The following is a 17179-nucleotide window of genomic DNA, read 5'->3' on the forward strand; positions in this document are numbered from 1 at the left end:
GCCGCAGCTGCCGGCGCGGCCCCGGCCCGCCGCGATCGCCGGACGCGTGGGCCGGAGGCGCGGCGCCGCGCACTACGATTTGCTGGTGCGTGACCCACGAGAAGCGACGGACTGGCGGAATCCGCGAGTGGTCTCCGCGGTGAAACTGCATCGGAGCGCCGCGCGGAAGAAGGCGGGCAGATTCCTGGCCGAGGGCGCCAACTCTGTCGGCGCCGCGTTGGCGACCGGCCGGGTGCACGAGCTGTTTTACTCGCTGGAGGGGGCCACGCGCGAGCATGCGCTGATCGCCGGTGCCGAGGCGGACGGGGTGCGGACCACCCTGGTCACCGATCGGGCCGCGGCGGCGCTGGGGGATACCGTGACACCGCCGGGGCTGGTGGCGGTCTGCGATCCGGTGGATGTGGGGCTGGACCGGGTCGTGCCGAGGCAGGGGCCGGGCCTGCCGCGGATCACCGCCGTGCCGGTCGGGATCGCCGATCCCGGGAACGCGGGCACCCTCATCCGGGTCGCGGACGCCGTGGGCGCCGACGGCGTCGTACTGGCCGGCGACAGCGTGGATCCGCACAACGGTAAATGTGTGCGCTCGGCCGCGGGCAGTCTCTTCCATGTCCCGATCGCGCGGGAACGCGATACCCGCGCGGTGCTGGCCAGATTCGAGACCGCCGGGATCCTCACCCTCGCCACCTCGGCCGACGGGGAGGTCGATCTCGACGACGCCGGCGAGTTGTTCACGCGGCCGGTGGCGTGGTTGTTCGGCAACGAGGCCCACGGACTGGATCCGGCGGTGGCCCGGCGGGCGGTCTATCGGGTCCGGATCCCGATCCGGGGCCGGGCGGAAAGCCTCAACCTGGCGAGTGCGGCGGCGATCTGTCTCTACGCGAATTCCCGGGTCCGGTTCGGCCGCGGGTGACCCGTGCTGGGCCGGGAATCAGACACCGTGCTCGGTGAGATCCTCGAGGATTTCGGCCGCCCAGTCGGCGGGTATGGCTTCGGGGCCGGCCACCTGCAATGAGGCCATCACCGTGAGCAGCATGCCGGTCGACAGGAAACGGCGGGTCTCGGAGACCGGCGCGCCGCCGAGATCGTGGATGAGCCGGTAGATGCGGCCGTAGCGGTCCCGCACCACCGGCCCGATATCGGAGTCGCCGGCGGCGGCGAAGGCGTGCAGCAGCAGTTGCAGCGGCGTCCGTTCGGACAGGAACTGCTCGTAGGCCTGCGACATGGCGTCGAGCGGTTTCCGGTCGCCGGCTCCGGCGGCGGCCGCGGTGAAGATGGCCTCTATGCGATCGCATACCTGCCCGACCGCGGCCAGGAACAGCCTTTGTTTGGAACCGAAGAGCCGGATGACGTAGGGCTGGGAGACACCCGCCCGGCGCGCGATCTCGTCCGTGCGAGTGGCGGAATAGCCGGATTCGGCGAAGGCCGAGACCGCCGCCTCCAATACCTGGGTGCCGCGTTCCTCGGCGGTCATCCTGATCCTGCTCGACTGCGGCATGGTCCTCCTCTGCGATCAACGGGCTGTTGACAATGTTATCAGTCGATGCATACCGTGGTCTCGAACTTAGTTATCAGTCAATTACAACAAGGAGTCGTCATGTCGGATACGACCGGGACGCTGCCCCCGCCGACCTCCGTACACCCGCCGCGCCCACCTGCGGCGAAAGCTCCTGATCGCGCGCCGGTGGACCGGACACCACCGCGGCCCCTGGCTGCCGTGCTCGCCGCGGTCGGGATCCCGATGTTCATGGTCACGCTGGACAACCTCGTCGTCACCAACGCGCTACCGGTGATCCGCACCGAACTCGGCGCATCGCTGCGCGATCTGCAATGGTTCGTGAACGCCTACACACTCTCGTTCGCGGCGCTGCTGCTCACCGCCTCCGCACTCGGTGACAGGGTGGGCCGGCGGCGGGTCTTCGTCGCCGGAATCGCCGTCTTCACCCTCGCTTCGGCGGCGTGCGCCCTCGCCACCGATCCGGCCCTGCTGGTCGCCGCCCGCATCGTGCAGGGCTTCGGTGGCGCCGCGGTGATGCCGCTGTCGCTCACCCTGCTCTCCGACGCCGTACCGGAACGGCTGCGCAGTGCCGCCATCGGGATATGGGGCGGAATCGCCGGGCTGGGGGTCGCACTCGGGCCGCTGCTCGGGGGCGCGGTGGTGGACGGCCTGAGCTGGCAGTGGATCTTCTGGGTGAACGTGCCCATCGGGATGCTGGTGCTGCCGCTGGTGCTGTGGGCGCTGCGCGATTCCCGGGGCGGCGGCGGCCGGCTCGACCCGCTCGGCCTCGTCCTGGCCTCCGCCGGGGTGCTCGCCCTGGTCTGGGGGATCGTGCACGGCGCCGACGACGGCTGGACCTCCCGCGGTGTGCTGGTGGCGTCGGCCGGGGGAGCGGCGCTCCTGGCCGCGCTGATCGCCTGGGAGCATCGGGCGTCCGCGCCGATGCTGGCACCGCGGCTGTTCCGAATTCGCGCCTTCAGCGTGGCGAATCTGGTCGCCTTCGCCTTCTCCCTGGGGGTATTCGGATCGATCTTCCTGCTCGCTCAGTTCTTCCAGGTGGCGCAGGGCTACAGCCCCCTGGAATCCGGAATCCGGACCATGCCGTGGACCATGGCCCCGATGGTGGTGGCCCCGCTGGCGGGGCTGGTGATCGACCGGATCGGTGCCCGGGTGCTGCTGGTGACCGGGCAGGCTCTGCTGGCGATCGCGCTGGCCTGGATCGCCGCGGTCACCGCGGTGGATCTCGACTACGGCTCATTCGTCGCCCCGCTGCTCCTGGCCGGAATCGGGATGGGCCTGACCTTCGCGCCGCTGGCGACCGTGGTGATGGCGGCCGTCCCCGAGACCGATCGGGCCATGGCCTCCGGGACCAACAACACCGTCCGGGAGGTCGGAGTGGCCATGGGGATCGCGGTTCTCGCCTCGGTGTTCGCCTCGCACGGGACCTACACCGACCCGCACGGGTACGTCGACGGCCTGGTGCCGGCGGTATGGGTGGGTTCGGCGATCGTGGCGGCCGGTGCGCTGATCGCCGCGCTGCTCCCCGGCCGGACCCGCCGGAACTGAATCGCGACTCCGGCGGCGCGCCCCGCGCCGCCGGTCAGTTCTCGCGGACCGAGACCAGTTCGCCGCCGGAGCGGGTGGTAGAAGCCCAGGGCAGGCCGCGCTGACGCCGGGCGGCACAGGCGTACAGCACCACCAGCAGCATGCTGAACCAGACGTACCCGTTGCCGATGACCTTCTCCCAGGCCGTCCAGTCCAGCTCCCGGCCGTCGTTGCCGGGCAGGTCGTTGTGCTCGCCGAGCACGAACACGATCGTGGTGGCCACCGCGGCGGCGTACCAGCCGCGCGCCCGCGACCAGGGCAGCGTGGTGGCGTAACCGGCGATCGCCAGCAGTGCCGGTGCCACCCACACCCAGTGATGCGACCACGAGATCGGCGAGACCAGGAGCGCGACCACCGCGTTGACGGCCAGCGCGATCATCGGTGGCGGCCCCGGCCGGCGCATCGCGGCCACGGCCACGGCCACCAGCGCGACCGCGGCCAGCAGCCACAGTGCCGTGGACAGGGCGCCGGTGATCTCGAATCGGGCCAGTACGGCCTGGATCGACTGATTGGTCTGGAACTCCGATCCGCTCAGCCCGCCGACATTGCCGAAGCCGCCGAACCAGTACCGCACGGATTCGTCGGGCATCACCGCGAAACCGATGATCGTGGCGACCGCACCGCTGATCGCGGCCGTCACGGCCGCCTTGTAGTCCTTGCGGATGAGGAAGTACAGCACGAACGCGGCGGGAGTCAGTTTGATCGCCGCCGCGATACCCAGCAGCATGCCGCGCGGCCAGCGTGGATTGCGGGTCAGGCAGTCGGCCGCCACCAGCCCCATCAGGATCAGGTTGACCTGGCCGAAGTCCAAGGTCCCCCAGATCGGCTCCAGCAACAGCGCCAGCGGGGTGACCGTGGCGCAAATCACCAGAGCCGTGCGGCGCTGATCCTGGCGCGGCCAGATCTGCCGCGCCACCAGGAACAGGGTGAGCGCCAGCGCACCCACCGAGACCACCAGATAGGCGGCGACCGCCGCGGTCCACGGCAGCAGCGCGTAGACCCCCAGCGCCAGCGCCGCGAACGGCGGATAGATGAACGGCAGGCTGATATCGGCGGCCGTCTCCGGGAGATGCCCGTAGAGGTCGCCGCCGGATCGCCATTCCTCGACCCCCAGCCGGTACACCTCGAGATCGATGTACCGGCCGCTGATCACATGGAAAGGATCGATGGGTCTGGACATGCAGAGCCACGTCACGATCACCGCCAATAGCGGCAGCAGCCAGATAGCCTGCTGGCGGGCACGTCCGGCGAGCGTCTCGGTACGGGTCGGGGCGTTCGTCATCGGAGGGCACTTTACCGGTTCGAGGTGTACACGTACCGGGCAGTGATCGCCGGGGGATATCGGCGTGAACCGGGGAAGGCCCATCGAATACGATTCCACCAGCAGCAATACGGGCACCGGGGCCGACCGGGGTCCGCTCACCGATGCCTAGGGGAGAAACGAGTAGACCGTGGCCGACGACACCGACGCAGGCGCAGCGACCGGCGGGCAGGAATCCGCGCTCACCGAAGAGGCCCTGGCCGCCGCGGCGGCGGACGCCGAGAAGGCATTCGCGGCCGCCGCGGATCTGGACGCGCTCGCCGCCGCGAAGACCGAGCATATGGGTGGGAAATCTCCGATCGCACTCGCGCAGCGGTCGCTGGGGTCGCTGCCGAAGTCCGAGAAGGCCGACGCCGGTAAACGGGTGAACGTGGCCCGCAAGCGGGTATCGGAGGTCTTCGAGGAACGTCAGCGGGTGCTGCTCGCCGAACGGGACGCCGCCGTACTGGTCGCCGAGGCCATCGATGTCACCCTGCCCGCGAACCGCGGCCCGGTGGGTGCGCGCCACCCCATCACGGTCATCTCCGAGCAGGTCGCCGATGTTTTCGTCGCGATGGGCTGGGAGGTCGCCGAAGGTCCGGAGGTGGAGACCGAGCATTTCAACTTCGACGCGCTCAACTTCCTGCCGGACCATCCCGCCCGCACCATGCAGGACACGTTCCATATCGCGCCCGCCGGGTCACGCCAGGTGCTGCGCACCCACACCTCCCCGGTGCAGGTGCGTTCCATGCTGGAACGGGAGTTGCCGATCTACGTGGTGTGCCCCGGCCGCACCTTCCGCACCGACGAATTGGACGCCACCCATACGCCGGTGTTCTCCCAGGTCGAGGGTCTGGCCATCGACAAGGGGCTGACCATGGCCCATCTGCGCGGCACCCTGGACGCGTTCGCGCGCGCCCTGTTCGGGCCCGACACCACCACCCGGATCCGGCCCAACTACTTCCCGTTCACCGAACCCTCGGCCGAGGTCGACGTGTGGTTCCCGGACAAGAAGGGCGGCGCGGGCTGGGTCGAATGGGGCGGCTGCGGCATGGTCAACCCGAAGGTGCTGATCGCCAGCGGTATCGATCCCGACGAGTACAGCGGTTTCGCCTTCGGGATGGGCCTCGAGCGAACGCTGCAGTTCCGCAACGGCATCCCCGATATGCGCGACATCGTGGAGGGTGACGTGCGGTTCACCCTGCCCTTCGGTATCCGGTCCTGACCCCCCGATCGAGAGAGCGAACCCCACAGTGCGAGTAGCGCAGTCCTGGCTGACCGAAACGATCCGCCGCACCGTCCCCGGCTGGGAGGTGACGGCCGAGGAGCTCGATGCCGGTTTCGTCCGGGTCGGACTCGAGGTCGAAGAGGTCGACAGCCTCGAACCGGTCGGCGGGGAGATCGACCGTCCGCTGGTGGTCGGCCGGGTCGCCGAGATCACCGAACTCACCGAGTTCAAGAAACCCATCCGGTTCTGCAAGGTCGATATCGGCGCGGCCGAACTCCAGGAGATCGTCTGCGGTGCCACCAACTTCGCCGTGGGCGATCTGGTGGTGGTGGTGCTGCCGGGCGGTGTGCTGCCGGGCGGTTTCGCCATCTCCTCGCGTAAGACCTACGGGCATACCTCCAACGGGATGATCTGCTCGGTCGCCGAACTCGGTATCGGCAAGGATCATTCGGGCATCCTGGTGCTGGAACCCGGCACCGCCGAACCCGGAACCGACGCGAACGCGCTGCTGGGTCTCGACGATACGGTGATCGAACTGAACATCACCCCCGACCGCGGCTACTGCTTCTCGGTGCGCGGTCTGGCGCGGGAACTCGCCTGCGGTTTCGATCTCGAGTACGCCGATCCCGCCGTGCGCACCCTGCCCGACGGACCGGACGCGTGGCCGGTCCGGGTGCAACCGGAATCGCAGTGCACCCGCTTCGGAGTGCGCCGGGTCACCGGGATCGACCCGCACGCGGTGAGCCCGTGGTGGCTGCAGCGGCGGCTGTTGCTGGCCGGGGTGCGCCCCATTTCGCCCGCCGTCGATGTCACCAACTACGTGATGCTCGAACTGGGCCAGCCGCTGCACGCCTTCGACGCCGCCAAGGTCGGCGGCGAGCTGGTGGTGCGGCGGGCGCAGGCCGGCGAGACGCTGCGCACCCTCGACGACGCCGAACGTGAACTCGACGCCGAGGATGTGGTGATCGCCGACGACACCGGTGTGATCTCGCTGGCGGGTGTGATGGGCGGCGCGTCCACCGAGGTGGGTGCCGATACCACCGATGTGGTGCTGGAGGCGGCGACCTGGGATCCGCTGCTCATCTACCGCACCGCGCGCCGGCACAAGCTGGTCTCCGAGGCGAGTAAACGCTACGAGCGCGTCGTCGACCCGGAACTCAATCTGGCGGCACTCGACCGCGCCGCCTCGCTGCTCGCCGAGATCGCCGGCGGCGAGGTCGAACCCGCCCTGACCGATTTCCGCGTCGCGCTGGAACCCACGGCACCGATTCGCATGGATATCGATCTGCCCGATCGGGTGGCCGGTGTCCACTACGCCCCCGGAACCTCGGCTCGCCGGCTCACCCAGATCGGCTGCCATGTCGAGGTGGACGTCGACGAGACCACCGGGCACGGGCAGCTGGTGGTGACCCCGCCCAGCTGGCGGCCGGATCTGGCGCAGCCCGCCGACCTGGTCGAGGAAGTGCTCCGGCTCGAGGGCCTGGAGCAGATTCCGCTGGTACTGCCGCAGGCGCCGGCCGGACGCGGGCTGACCGCCGTGCAGCGTCGGCGGCGGGCGGTGAGCCGGGCGCTGGCCTTCGCGGGATGCGTGGAGGTGCCGCCGCCGGTGTTCCTGCCGGCGGGGGTGTTCGATACCTGGGGGCTGGACGAGGACGATCCGCGCCGGACCACCACCCGGGTGCTGAATCCGCTCGATGTCGAGCGGGCCGAACTCGTCACCACGCTGCTGCCCGGGCTGCTCGAAATCGCCGCCCGCAATATCTCGCGCGGAGCGCGGGATCTCGCGCTGTACGGCATCGCCCAGGTGGTGCTGCCCGGCCCGGATATCCGGGCGGTCGACCCGCTGCCCGTGGATCGCCGGCCCACCGAGGGCGAGATCGCCGAACTGCTGGACTCGCTGCCCGAACAGCCGCAGCACGTGGCGGTGGTGCTCACCGGCAAGCGGGCACCCCGTGGACCGTGGGGTGCGGGACGGGCCGCGGAGGCGGCGGACGCGTTCGCCCTCGCCGATGTGATCGCCGAAACCGCCGGTGTCCGGATCGAACGGCGTCCCGGCGCGTATCTGCCGTGGCATCCGGGCCGCTGCGCCGAACTGGTGGTGGACGATGTCGTCGTGGGCCATGCGGGTGAACTGCATCCCGGAGTGCTGGAGCGGTCCGGTCTGCCGCCGCGCACCTGCGCGCTGGAACTGGACCTGGACGCGCTGCCGCTCGTGGAGGCCCGCCCCGCGCCGGCCATCTCCCCGTTCCCCGCGGTGCTGCAGGACGTCTCGGTGAGTGTGGCCGAGGACATTCCGGCGGCGGCCGTCGAGGAGGCGCTGCGCTCCGGTGGCGGTGAGCTGCTCGAGGATATCGCCCTGTTCGACGTCTACGAAGGCGCGCAAGCCGGGGAGGGGCGTACCTCGCTCACCTACGCGCTGCGTTTCCGCGCTCCCGACCGCACGCTCACCGAGGACGAGGCGAGCGCCGCCCGCGATGCCGCGGTGGCCGCCGCGGCCGCCGCGGTGGGTGCCGTGATCCGTTCCTAGCCAGGAGAGTTGCCGGACCGTCCGGTCCGCCCGACGGGGCGGGCCGGACGTCGTAGGCTGGTCGTATGAGTGATCCGAGCGCCGGTGATCCGGGCGCGCTCGCCGCGCGGCTGGCAGCCCTGCCCGACGAACAGTTGCTGGCCGTCCTGATCGTCGTCACCGCGGGCCGGGAAAATCTGGCCCCGCTGTACGAAACGGCGACCCGGCTGGTGTCCGAAACCGGGCAGAGCGGCCCGGGGCAGCCTGTGATTCCGGGCACCCGGCAGCCCGCCGGCTATGGAGCGTCCCCGGGTGTAGGCGGATCCGCGCAGGTCGGCGGCGGTACCGGCGGGCTTTCGGGGCTGGTTTCCGGCTCCGGTAACGGGGTGGGCGGTTACGCCGGGAACGGTGTGCCGACGTTCGATGCCGTTCGGGATAAGGTCGAGCGACGTATCGGCACCGCCCACGGCGGCCGGGAGCTCGACCGGACGAGCCCGGCCGGACGCGGTGCCGACCAACAGTGGGAAGCGCGTGAACAGGCCGCGCGGGAACGTCTGGAACAGATTCGCACCTCCCTGCACGAGGGCGAAGGGTCGTGATCCCGCCCGGCCCGCGCCGGAGCAACGAGGGATGGACCCGATGACCGAGAGCACCACCGCGGCCCGCGCCGTCGCCGACCGACTTCTCGACGCCCAGGTGCGGTGGCTGCTGGACGAGGTCAGCGGCGAACGGTTCACCGAGGTCGTCGCCCGTGACGTGGCGGCCGTACTGGAGGTGGCCGCGACCGTGCGGGCCGGTGAGGTCGTGCCGGCCGAAGAGGCCGAACGCACGGTCGCCACCGTCATCGACAAGGTCGGCGGCAGCGCCGCGCTCGCCGATACCGTGGGCCTGTTCGCCGACGCGATCTACGACAGTATCGCCGCCAACGAAGATCACACGCTGGGCGAACTGGTCGAACGGGAACCGGTCGAGGCGCTGCTGCAGAAGATCGTCGATATGCACCAGACCCAGGAGCGGGTACTGGAACGACTCACCGACAGCCCGCTGGTGGCGACGGTCGCCTCGAAGTTCGTCGACAAGCTGGTCGGCGATTTCGTCGAGGCCAACCGGCAGCGCGCGGAGAAGATCCCCGGGATGGGCACGCTCATGTCGATCGGGCAGTCCGCCGCCGACCGGGCCCGTAAGGTCGCCGAGAGCAACACCATCCTGGGCGATATCGCGGGCAAGGGCGCGCTGTACGCGTTGAAGCGCACCAACAACGCGATCCGGGAAATGCTGCGCGACGCCCCGGTACACGACGCCACGATGGAGTTCTGGGATCTGCACGCCGACGAACCGATCAGCGGCCTGCGCGAATACCTCACCAAACAGGACCTCAACGAACTGGTCGGGCTGTGCTACCGCATCGCGGTGACCACGCGGGAGAAGGAATACTTCGGCCTGCTGGTGGACGAATGCGTCCAGGTCTTCCACGAGAAGTACCGTGACCACACGCTGGCCGAGGTCCTGGGCGAGCTGGGCCTGACCGGCGAGGACATCGTCGCCGAGATCCTGCGCTACGGTCCGGCGGTGGTGGAGGCCGCGAAGCGGGACGGGGTGCTGGAGAAGCTGATCCGCGAACGCCTGCAACCGTTCTACTACTCCGACGAAGTCCTGGAGATCCTCGCCCCCGCGGAATGACCGCGCAGATCGCCACCGCCACGATTTCAACGGTCGGCACCGGGCGGCGCCGATCCGAGAGTCAGGTGACCGGCGTCCGCACCCGGCCGGATCCGGAATCGGACCCCTCTGCCGCCGCCCGCTCGGCCAGCAGATCGCGGATCTCGGTGAGCAGGGCGATATCGGCGGGTGTGGAAGGTTCGGCCTCGACCTTGTTCCGCGCGTAGAAACGCTTCTGCATGGTCTTCATCGGCATGATCAGCACGAAGTACAGCACCGCGGCGACCATGACGAAATTGATGGCGGCGCTGATGATCGGGCCCAGCGCGATGAAGGTCGCGGGTTTGCCGGAGACCAGGGTCACGCCGAAACCGAGCTGACCGTTGCTGCCGAGAACGGCCAGCAGCGGCTCCAGCACACCTTTGGTGACCGAACTCACGATCGCGGTGAACGCGGTACCCATCACCACCGCGACGGCCAGATCGATGACGTTCCCGCGCATGAGGAAGTCCTTGAAACCCTTGAGCATCAGCGTAACTCCGTATCGAATGTGCTTTTCGAGGTCGGCCCCGGCGGCGGCCGGTGATCGGTGCCCGCCGACCCGACTTCCGGCCACGCCGCAGGTGATGGTCGCAGCCGGGGGACCGGTTCGCAAACCCGGCCTCGGGCAGGTCGGTGCCGGTCCGGTGTCCTCGGCCCTTTCATCGGGCGGTGGTGACCGGCCGGCGAAACAGGCAGCCCCGACGGCGACAGGCTAGGGTCGATCCGTCCGGGCGAATCGGGTATCGACCAGGAGGAATCCGTGCAATCGACGACGCTGGTGGGCCGTGCCGTACGGGGTTTCAACGCGGTGGTGGTAGCCCTGATGGGCGCACCCGTCCTGGGAACGCTGCTCGGCAAGGGTTTCGTGGAGATCGAATACGTGGGCCGGCGGTCGGGCCGGGTGTTCCGGACTCCGGTCAACTACCTGGTGAAAGGCGATGAGCTGGTCATCGGCGTCGCCATGCCCGACAAGAAGACCTGGTGGCGTAATTTCGGCGGCGACGGCGCACCGATCCTGCTGCATTTCCGCGACGGTGCGCGCCGCGGCAACGCCATTTCGCGCCAGGACGAGAAGGGCAGGGTCACGGTGCGGGTGCGGCTCGACGATCCGGCCTGACGGACGCAGGTGCCCGGCGCGGTGCGCCCGGTCCGCTGGAAAACCCGGTGCGGTCGCGGCGGCGAGCCGGTACGTTGGCCGTCGTGTCGAGCCCGGAAGCATCCAGAGCGGGACTGCCGGTTACCCCCGTCGGTCCCTGAGCCCTTTCCCCCGCGCTACCCCGGTAGCGCGGAGTGACCTTGCACGCCGCCATGCGGTGTGACCTCGTGCGGTAGCGCCGCGTGACGGTGCGCCGGGCGCCGACCGGGGTGACGAGACGAATTCCCCTGTCTCTTCTCACCTCGGAGCCATTCGATGCCTCTGTCCTTGTACCTGCTCGCCGTGGCGGTGTTCGCCATGGGAACCTCGGAATTCATGCTCGCCGGCCTGCTGCCGGATATCGCCACCGATCTCGGCGTGAGCGTCCCCACCACAGGGTGGCTGACCTCGTCGTTCGCCCTCGGAATGGTCGTCGGCGCGCCGCTGACGGCGGCTCTCGCCCGGCGTTGGCCGATGCGGGCCGGGCTCGTGGGATTCGTGGGCCTGTTCCTGGCGGCCCATATCGCCGGCGCCCTCACCGACAGCTTCCCCGTGCTGCTGGCGACCCGGGTGGCGGCGGCTGTCGCGAACGCCGGTTTCCTGGCGCTGGCGCTCACGGCCGCGGGGTCGATGGTCCCGCCCGGAAGGCAGGGCCGGGCCTTGGCCGTACTGCTGTCCGGGACGACCCTCGCGACCGTGGCGGGTGTGCCGGCCGGCGCGCTGGTGGGTGCACTGTTCGGCTGGCGGGCCGCTTTCTGGGCGGTCGCGGTGATCTGCGTGCCCGCGGCGCTCGGTGTACTGCGCGGTATCCCGGCCCACCCGCGGGCCGTCGGCGCGGGCCCCCGGCTGACGGACGAACTGGCTGTGCTCGCCCGTCCCCGCCTGGTGGCGGTGCTGGCGGCGGCCGCGACGGTGAACGCGGCCACCTTCGGCGCGTTCACCTTCCTCGCGCCGTTGGTGACCGATGCGGCCGGGCTCGGCGCGCTGTGGGTTCCGGTGGTGCTGATGCTGTTCGGCGCCGGATCCTTCGCCGGGGTCACGGTCGCCGGGCGTTTCTCCGACAGCCGTCCGGGTCTCGTGGTCGCGGTCGCCGGACCGCTGCTGTGCGCCGGATGGGTGGTCGCCGCGCTGTCGACCGGATGGCCCATGGCGCTGTCGGCGCTGCTGTGCGTCCAGGGCGCGCTGTCGTTCGCCCTGGGCAGTACATTCATCGCCCGGGTTCTGCACGAGGCCGCGGGGGCACCGTCGATGAGTGGTTCCTACGCGACCGCTGCGCTGAACATCGGCGCGGCGGTGGGTCCGGTGACGGCAGCGGCGGCGTACGGCTCCCGGCTCGGCGTCACCGGTCCGCTGTGGGTCGCCGGGGCGCTGGTCGCGGTGACACTGCTGCTCGCGGTCGGGTGCCGGCGGGTGTTCGTGGCCGGGCCGACGGCGGCGCGCCGATAGGAAGCCGGTCCCGGGATGCCGGGGTCGTGCCGGCCCGGGTACGGGTCCGGTGGTGGAGAACCACCGGACCCGGGTGGCCGCCGGGTGAACGGAAGATGGTGTGAACGGGACGTAACGGTGTCCAGTCTTCAGTGACACGTGACTCGAATCGGTGTTTCGGCGGTCTGCTTCGGATAATCTCGACCTCACCATCCGGAATGGCCGAGTGGTATGGCACGGCGGCCAGGGTGATGGAGGTACGAGTGTGAGCACACGGGCGAGAATCGGCGGGCGGGCCCGCGGTCCACGGGTTTACCACGTTCGCGCAGACCATCCACTGGCCGCGGCCGTTCTGGCCGAACTGGCGATCGAATACAGCGCGCGATACGGCGATACGGCCGGTTCGATCCACCGGCGGATGCGGGAACGCCCGCCCGCCGAATTCACCGCCCCGCACGGTGATCTGCTGGTGCTGGTGGAACACGGGGAACCAGTGGCGGGTGGGGGATTCCGTCGCGTGGACGGGACCACGGCCGAAATGAAGCGGGTCTGGACCGAGCGCGCGCAGCGCCGTCGCGGGCTCGCGACCCGGGTGCTCGCGGAACTCGAATCGGAGATGATCCGGCTCGGTTACCGGCAGGTGCTCGCGGCGACCGGTGATCAGCAGCCCGAGGCCCGCGGTCTGTACACCGCCGCCGGATACACCGAGGCCGGTGCCGCGACGGCGGGACGCCGTGGGCCGCGGTTCCGGTTCGAGAAGGCGCTGCACATTCCGGAGCATGCGGGGCTCGTCCGGGCCGCCACGGTGTTGCGACCGGGTTTGCGCCGCTCGCGATAACCGGCGGGGGCCGGCCGGAAGTCGATACGGTCCGGTGAATTCCGCCGGCCGCCCGGGGCGGACGCGGTCCGACAGTAATGTGGCCCGCGATCCCTGGTCGTCGGGGCGGAAAGGAACGTCGTGCTCGCCTCGACACTGTTCGCCCTGCTCACCGCGGGCCATCTCGGGCTGGTCTGCCGATGCGGTCTGCGTTTCGCGCGCACCGGCGATCGGATACTGCTCGTGCCGGCCCTGGTGGCCGCGGCGCTCGTCTACGACAACGGAGTACTCGCCGCGGGTCGCTGGATCGGTGTGGGCGAGGCGCTCGAGCTGTGGACGGTTCCCCGGTTCGTGGCGCATATCGTGCTGACACCGCTGCTCATTCCGTGGTCCTGCGCGGCCGCCGGTCGTGCCGGAGTCGGGTGGGCGCGGCGCCCGGGCGTGCGGGCGGCGGCGTACGCGGTGACCGGCGCGGTGATCGCACTCGGCGTATTCGGTGAACTGCTCCATCTGGAGCTGATGCCCGCGGAATGGGCGCGCACCGTGCGGTACACGGCCCGCGAATCCTCGCTCGCCGGGGTGCTGCCGGTGATCGTCACCGTGCTCGTGGTGCTGGTGGCGGCGCTGGCGGTGTGGCGTGCGCGGGGATTCCGCCTCTGGACGGTGACCACGGTGACAATGCTCGTGGTAGCGGGCGCCATGCCGCCGATGCTGCTGACCAACTGCGCGGAACTGCTGTTCATGGCCGGTATCGTCGCGACGGCGATCTGGTTGTCGGGCGCAGACCGGGCGTCCGGGGCCGGTCGCGACGGCGGGAGTCCGGGGCCGGGACAGGCGATGAATACGCGACCCCGGGGCCGTCTGTAGTGTGCTCGCGCCGACCGGAACGACCCGGGCAATCACCTGCGCTTCTCGCAGCCGCTGGGCTGACGCCGGCCTCGGTGCGTCGGTCGCGGCAGCGGCCCGAAGCGGCCGACGCACCACGCCCCTCGTGTGCGTCATCACTGCCGTTCCGGCCGCGGCCGACCATACTGTCCGATCATGGGCGATGCGCAGACCGGTACAGGAAACGACGCGACCCGGCCGCTGCGCGAGGACATCCGGTTCCTCGGTGGCGTACTCGGCGATACGATCCGCGATCACGAGGGCGCGGAGGTGTTCGATCTCGTCGAGCGGGTGCGGGTGGAGGCGTTCCGGGTGCGGCGGGAGGAGGTGGAGCGCAGCGCGGTCGGCGAAATGCTGGCGGGGGTGGATATCGCGGTGGCGCTGCCGCTGATCCGGGCCTTCAGCTATTTCGTACTGCTGGCCAATCTCGCCGAGGATATCCAGCGCGACCGGCGGCGCGCGGCGCACGAGGCGGCCGGCGAGGCGCCGCAGGATTCGTCACTGGCCGCCACCTACCGGAAATTGGACGCGGCCGGGGTCACGGGGGAGCGGGTCGCCGAACTGCTCTCCGACGCACTGGTCTCGCCGGTGATCACGGCGCATCCCACCGAGACCCGCCGGCGCACCGTTTTCGACACCCAGAGCCGGATCACCGAACTGATGCGGCGACGCCGGCGCGCCGACGGTGCCGAGACGGCCGAACTCGAGCACGAGATCCGGCGCCAGATGCTCACCCTGTGGCGGACCGCGCTGATCCGGCTGTCACGGCTGCGGATCCAGGACGAGATCGCGGTCGGGCTGCGCTATTACGAACTGACGCTGCTCGATGTGATCCCCGCGATCAACGCGGGGGTGCGGGAGGCGCTGGGGTCGCGCTGGCCCGGGCACGCGCTGCTGCCGAAACCCATTCTGCGGCCGGGTTCGTGGATCGGCGGCGACCGGGACGGAAACCCCTTCGTCACTGCCGAAGTGGTGCGCACGGCGGCCGGGCAGGCCGCCGGTGTGGCGTTCGGGCGCTACCTGCGCGATCTGGTGGATCTCGAAAAGACTCTCGCGCTCTCGGCCCGGCTGGTGCCGGTCTCGCCGGCGCTGCGCGCCCTGTCCGACCGCGGCTATCCGGATCCGGGTGCCTACGCCGATGAACCGTACCGGCGGGCGCTGTACGGGATCCGGTCCCGGCTCACCGCGACGGCATTGCACGCGCTGACCGCGTTGGGACCGGAGGCGGCGGGCGCGGCGGGAGTGCCGGTGCCCGGATCCACCGCCGATCTCTCGGGTGGCGCCGCGGGTGCGCCGTTGCGGGAGTTCGCGGCGCCGGGTGCCGTGGAGGGCACCGCCTCCGGCGCGGAGGTCTACGCCACGCCGCAGGAATTGCTCGATGATCTCGACGCCGTGGACGCTTCGCTGCGTGACAGTGGTGACGCGCTACTCGCCGACGACCGCCTCGCCGCGCTACGCCATTCGGTGGAGACCTTCGGTTTCCATCTACAGGGCCTGGATATGCGGCAGAACTCCGAAACCCATGAACAGGTGGTCGCCGAACTGCTGGCCTGGGCGGGGGTCCATTCCGATTACGCGGGCCTGGACGAGCCCGAGCGGGTCGCGCTGCTGACCCGCGAACTGCGTACCCGCCGCCCGCTGCTGGGCCCGCACGCGCGGTTGAGCGAACTGGCCGCCAAGGAACTGGGCATCATCCGGGCGGCCGCCGACGTGGTGGGCGCGCTCGGCCCGGAAGCGGTGCCGAACTACATCATCTCCATGTGCACCTCGGTCAGCGATCTGCTCGAGGCGGCGCTGCTGCTGAAGGAAGGGGGCCTGCTGGACCCCGGCGCCGCCGGCGGCGCGCCCTTCTGCCCGGCCGGGATCGTCCCGCTGTTCGAAACGATCGAGGACCTCGCGGCGGGCGCGGCCACCCTGGGCGCTGCGCTCGAGGTGCCGGTGTACCGGGAGCTGGTGGCCGCGCGCGGGATGCGGCAGGAAGTGATGCTGGGGTACTCCGATTCCAACAAGGACGGCGGATATCTCGCCGCCAACTGGGCGCTGTACCGGGCGGAACTGGACCTGGTGGAATTGGCCCGGGAGCACGGAATCCGGTTGCGGCTCTTCCACGGTCGCGGCGGCACGGTGGGCCGTGGCGGTGGCCGTAGCTACGACGCGATCCTGGCCCAGCCCGCCGGCGCGGTCCGGGGTTCGTTGCGGCTCACCGAACAGGGTGAGGTGATCGCCGCGAAATACGCCGAACGCGGTTCGGCGCATCGCAATCTGGAATCGCTGATCGCGGGCACCCTCGAATCCACCCTCCTCGATGTGGAGGGGCTCGGCGCCGATGCCGAGCCGTCGTACGAGCTCATGGACGATCTCGCTGCCCGCGCCCGCGCGGCGTACGCCCGGCTGGTGCACGAAACCCCGGGATTCGTCGACTATTTCCGGCAGTCCACACCGGTCGCGGAGGTCGGCGACCTCAATATCGGTAGCCGCCCGGCCTCCCGTAAGCCCACGAGTTCGGTCTCCGACCTGCGGGCCATCCCGTGGGTGATGGCCTGGAGCCAGGCCCGGGTGATGCTGCCCGGCTGGTACGGCACCGGCACCGCGCTCGAAGAGTGGGTCGGCGGCGACCCGGACCGGCTCGCCCGACTGTCGGACCTGTACCGGCGCTGGCCTTTCTTCCGGACCGTGCTGTCGAATCTGGCCCAGGTGATGGCGAAGAGCGATCTGGCCATCGCGGCCCGCTACGCCGAACTGGTCGACGATATCGATCTGCGCAAGCGGATCTTCACGATGATCGAGTCCGAGCACGCCCGCACGGTGGCCATGCACGCCGCGATCACCGGTAACGATCATCTGCTCGCCGACAACCCGTCACTGGCCGAATCGATCCGCAACCGGTTCCCGTATCTCGAACCGCTGAACCGGATGCAGGTCGAACTGTTGCGGCGGTTGCGCGGTGGTGAGGATTCCGAGCTGGTCAAACGCGGAATCCTGCTCACCATGAACGGTCTGGCGACGGCACTGCGCAACTCCGGCTGAGTGGTGGGAGCGGCTGGGCGGGAACGACCTCGGGCCCCTGACCGATTCGCCGGCG

The 17179-nt window shown here is 70.2% G+C and carries 14 protein-coding genes; 11 read left to right on the forward strand and 3 right to left on the reverse strand.

Annotated elements, in window-relative coordinates; all coding sequences use genetic code 11:
* Positions 1–85: 85 nt before the first annotated feature.
* Positions 86–910 carry an RNA methyltransferase gene (locus tag AB0F41_RS19185; RefSeq protein WP_357425548.1) on the forward strand — a complete coding sequence of 275 codons (825 nt, stop codon included), beginning with the start codon at positions 86–88 and terminating at the stop codon, positions 908–910.
* A gap of 18 nt (positions 911–928) precedes the next feature.
* Here AB0F41_RS19185 and AB0F41_RS19190 read toward each other — a convergent pair whose 3' ends face one another.
* A complete protein-coding gene (locus AB0F41_RS19190; RefSeq protein WP_357425550.1) occupies positions 929–1471 on the reverse strand; it encodes a TetR/AcrR family transcriptional regulator in 543 nt (180 codons plus the stop codon).
* Between the two features lie 123 nt (positions 1472–1594).
* Between AB0F41_RS19190 and AB0F41_RS19195 the strand changes: the two genes are divergently transcribed.
* Positions 1595–3061: an MFS transporter gene (locus AB0F41_RS19195; RefSeq protein ID WP_357425552.1), complete on the forward strand. Its 1467-nt coding sequence runs from the start codon at positions 1595–1597 to the stop codon at positions 3059–3061.
* Between the two features lie 34 nt (positions 3062–3095).
* On the opposite strand, the gene AB0F41_RS19200 is transcribed toward AB0F41_RS19195, so the two are convergent.
* Complete coding sequence (locus AB0F41_RS19200; protein WP_357425554.1) at positions 3096–4382, reverse strand: glycosyltransferase 87 family protein; 1287 nt, start codon at positions 4380–4382, stop codon at positions 3096–3098.
* 169 nt (positions 4383–4551) lie between these two features.
* On the opposite strand from AB0F41_RS19200, the gene pheS reads away from it, so the two are divergent.
* The 4 genes from pheS (at position 4552) to AB0F41_RS19220 (ending at position 9814) form a co-directional block, all read left to right on the forward strand.
* Complete coding sequence (gene pheS, locus AB0F41_RS19205) at positions 4552–5625, forward strand: phenylalanine--tRNA ligase subunit alpha (protein WP_357425556.1); 1074 nt, start codon at positions 4552–4554, stop codon at positions 5623–5625.
* Positions 5626–5653: 28 nt separating this feature from the next.
* The gene (gene pheT, locus AB0F41_RS19210) at positions 5654–8155 is read left to right on the forward strand and encodes a phenylalanine--tRNA ligase subunit beta (protein ID WP_357425558.1); all 2502 of its coding nucleotides are present in this window, start codon (positions 5654–5656) and stop codon (positions 8153–8155) included.
* 65 nt (positions 8156–8220) lie between these two features.
* A complete protein-coding gene (locus AB0F41_RS19215) occupies positions 8221–8733 on the forward strand; it encodes a hypothetical protein (RefSeq protein WP_357425560.1) in 513 nt (170 codons plus the stop codon).
* 40 nt (positions 8734–8773) lie between these two features.
* Positions 8774–9814 (forward strand): hypothetical protein, encoded by a 1041-nt coding sequence (locus AB0F41_RS19220; RefSeq protein ID WP_357425562.1) that lies wholly within the window; start codon positions 8774–8776, stop codon positions 9812–9814.
* A 61-nt stretch (positions 9815–9875) separates the two neighbouring features.
* Here AB0F41_RS19220 and mscL read toward each other — a convergent pair whose 3' ends face one another.
* Complete coding sequence (mscL, locus tag AB0F41_RS19225; RefSeq protein WP_357425563.1) at positions 9876–10322, reverse strand: large conductance mechanosensitive channel protein MscL; 447 nt, start codon at positions 10320–10322, stop codon at positions 9876–9878.
* A 273-nt stretch (positions 10323–10595) separates the two neighbouring features.
* Here mscL and AB0F41_RS19230 point away from each other — a divergent pair, with 273 nt between their 5' ends.
* The 5 genes from AB0F41_RS19230 (at position 10596) to ppc (ending at position 17124) form a co-directional block, all read left to right on the forward strand.
* On the forward strand, positions 10596–10952 hold the full coding sequence (locus tag AB0F41_RS19230; RefSeq protein ID WP_357425565.1) for a hypothetical protein: 357 nt from the start codon (positions 10596–10598) through the stop codon (positions 10950–10952).
* Positions 10953–11246: 294 nt separating this feature from the next.
* On the forward strand, positions 11247–12416 hold the full coding sequence (locus tag AB0F41_RS19235; RefSeq protein WP_357425567.1) for a Cmx/CmrA family chloramphenicol efflux MFS transporter: 1170 nt from the start codon (positions 11247–11249) through the stop codon (positions 12414–12416).
* 244 nt (positions 12417–12660) lie between these two features.
* Positions 12661–13233, forward strand: a complete 573-nt coding sequence (locus AB0F41_RS19240; protein WP_357425569.1) for a GNAT family N-acetyltransferase — start codon at positions 12661–12663, stop codon at positions 13231–13233.
* A 120-nt stretch (positions 13234–13353) separates the two neighbouring features.
* Positions 13354–14079 (forward strand): hypothetical protein, encoded by a 726-nt coding sequence (locus tag AB0F41_RS19245; protein ID WP_357425571.1) that lies wholly within the window; start codon positions 13354–13356, stop codon positions 14077–14079.
* A gap of 174 nt (positions 14080–14253) precedes the next feature.
* On the forward strand, positions 14254–17124 hold the full coding sequence (gene ppc, locus AB0F41_RS19250) for a phosphoenolpyruvate carboxylase (protein ID WP_357425573.1): 2871 nt from the start codon (positions 14254–14256) through the stop codon (positions 17122–17124).
* Positions 17125–17179: the final 55 nt, after the last annotated feature.

Source organism: Nocardia sp. NPDC024068 (genome assembly GCF_040638875.1).
Classification (GTDB): Bacteria; Actinomycetota; Actinomycetes; order Mycobacteriales; family Mycobacteriaceae; genus Nocardia.

Excerpts from the sequence above, each read along its gene's own strand:
- AB0F41_RS19215 (WP_357425560.1), top strand. The coding sequence starts at position 8,221 with ATGAGTGATCCGAGCGCCGGTGATCCGGGCGCGCTCGCCGCGCGGCTG.
- ppc (WP_357425573.1), top strand. The coding sequence starts at position 14,254 with ATGGGCGATGCGCAGACCGGTACAGGAAACGACGCGACCCGGCCGCTG.
- AB0F41_RS19200 (WP_357425554.1), bottom strand. The coding sequence starts at position 4,382 with ATGACGAACGCCCCGACCCGTACCGAGACGCTCGCCGGACGTGCCCGC.
- mscL (WP_357425563.1), bottom strand. The coding sequence starts at position 10,322 with ATGCTCAAGGGTTTCAAGGACTTCCTCATGCGCGGGAACGTCATCGAT.
- AB0F41_RS19190 (WP_357425550.1), bottom strand. The coding sequence starts at position 1,471 with ATGACCGCCGAGGAACGCGGCACCCAGGTATTGGAGGCGGCGGTCTCG.
- AB0F41_RS19220 (WP_357425562.1), top strand. The coding sequence starts at position 8,774 with ATGACCGAGAGCACCACCGCGGCCCGCGCCGTCGCCGACCGACTTCTC.
- AB0F41_RS19235 (WP_357425567.1), top strand. The coding sequence starts at position 11,247 with ATGCCTCTGTCCTTGTACCTGCTCGCCGTGGCGGTGTTCGCCATGGGA.
- AB0F41_RS19195 (WP_357425552.1), top strand. The coding sequence starts at position 1,595 with ATGTCGGATACGACCGGGACGCTGCCCCCGCCGACCTCCGTACACCCG.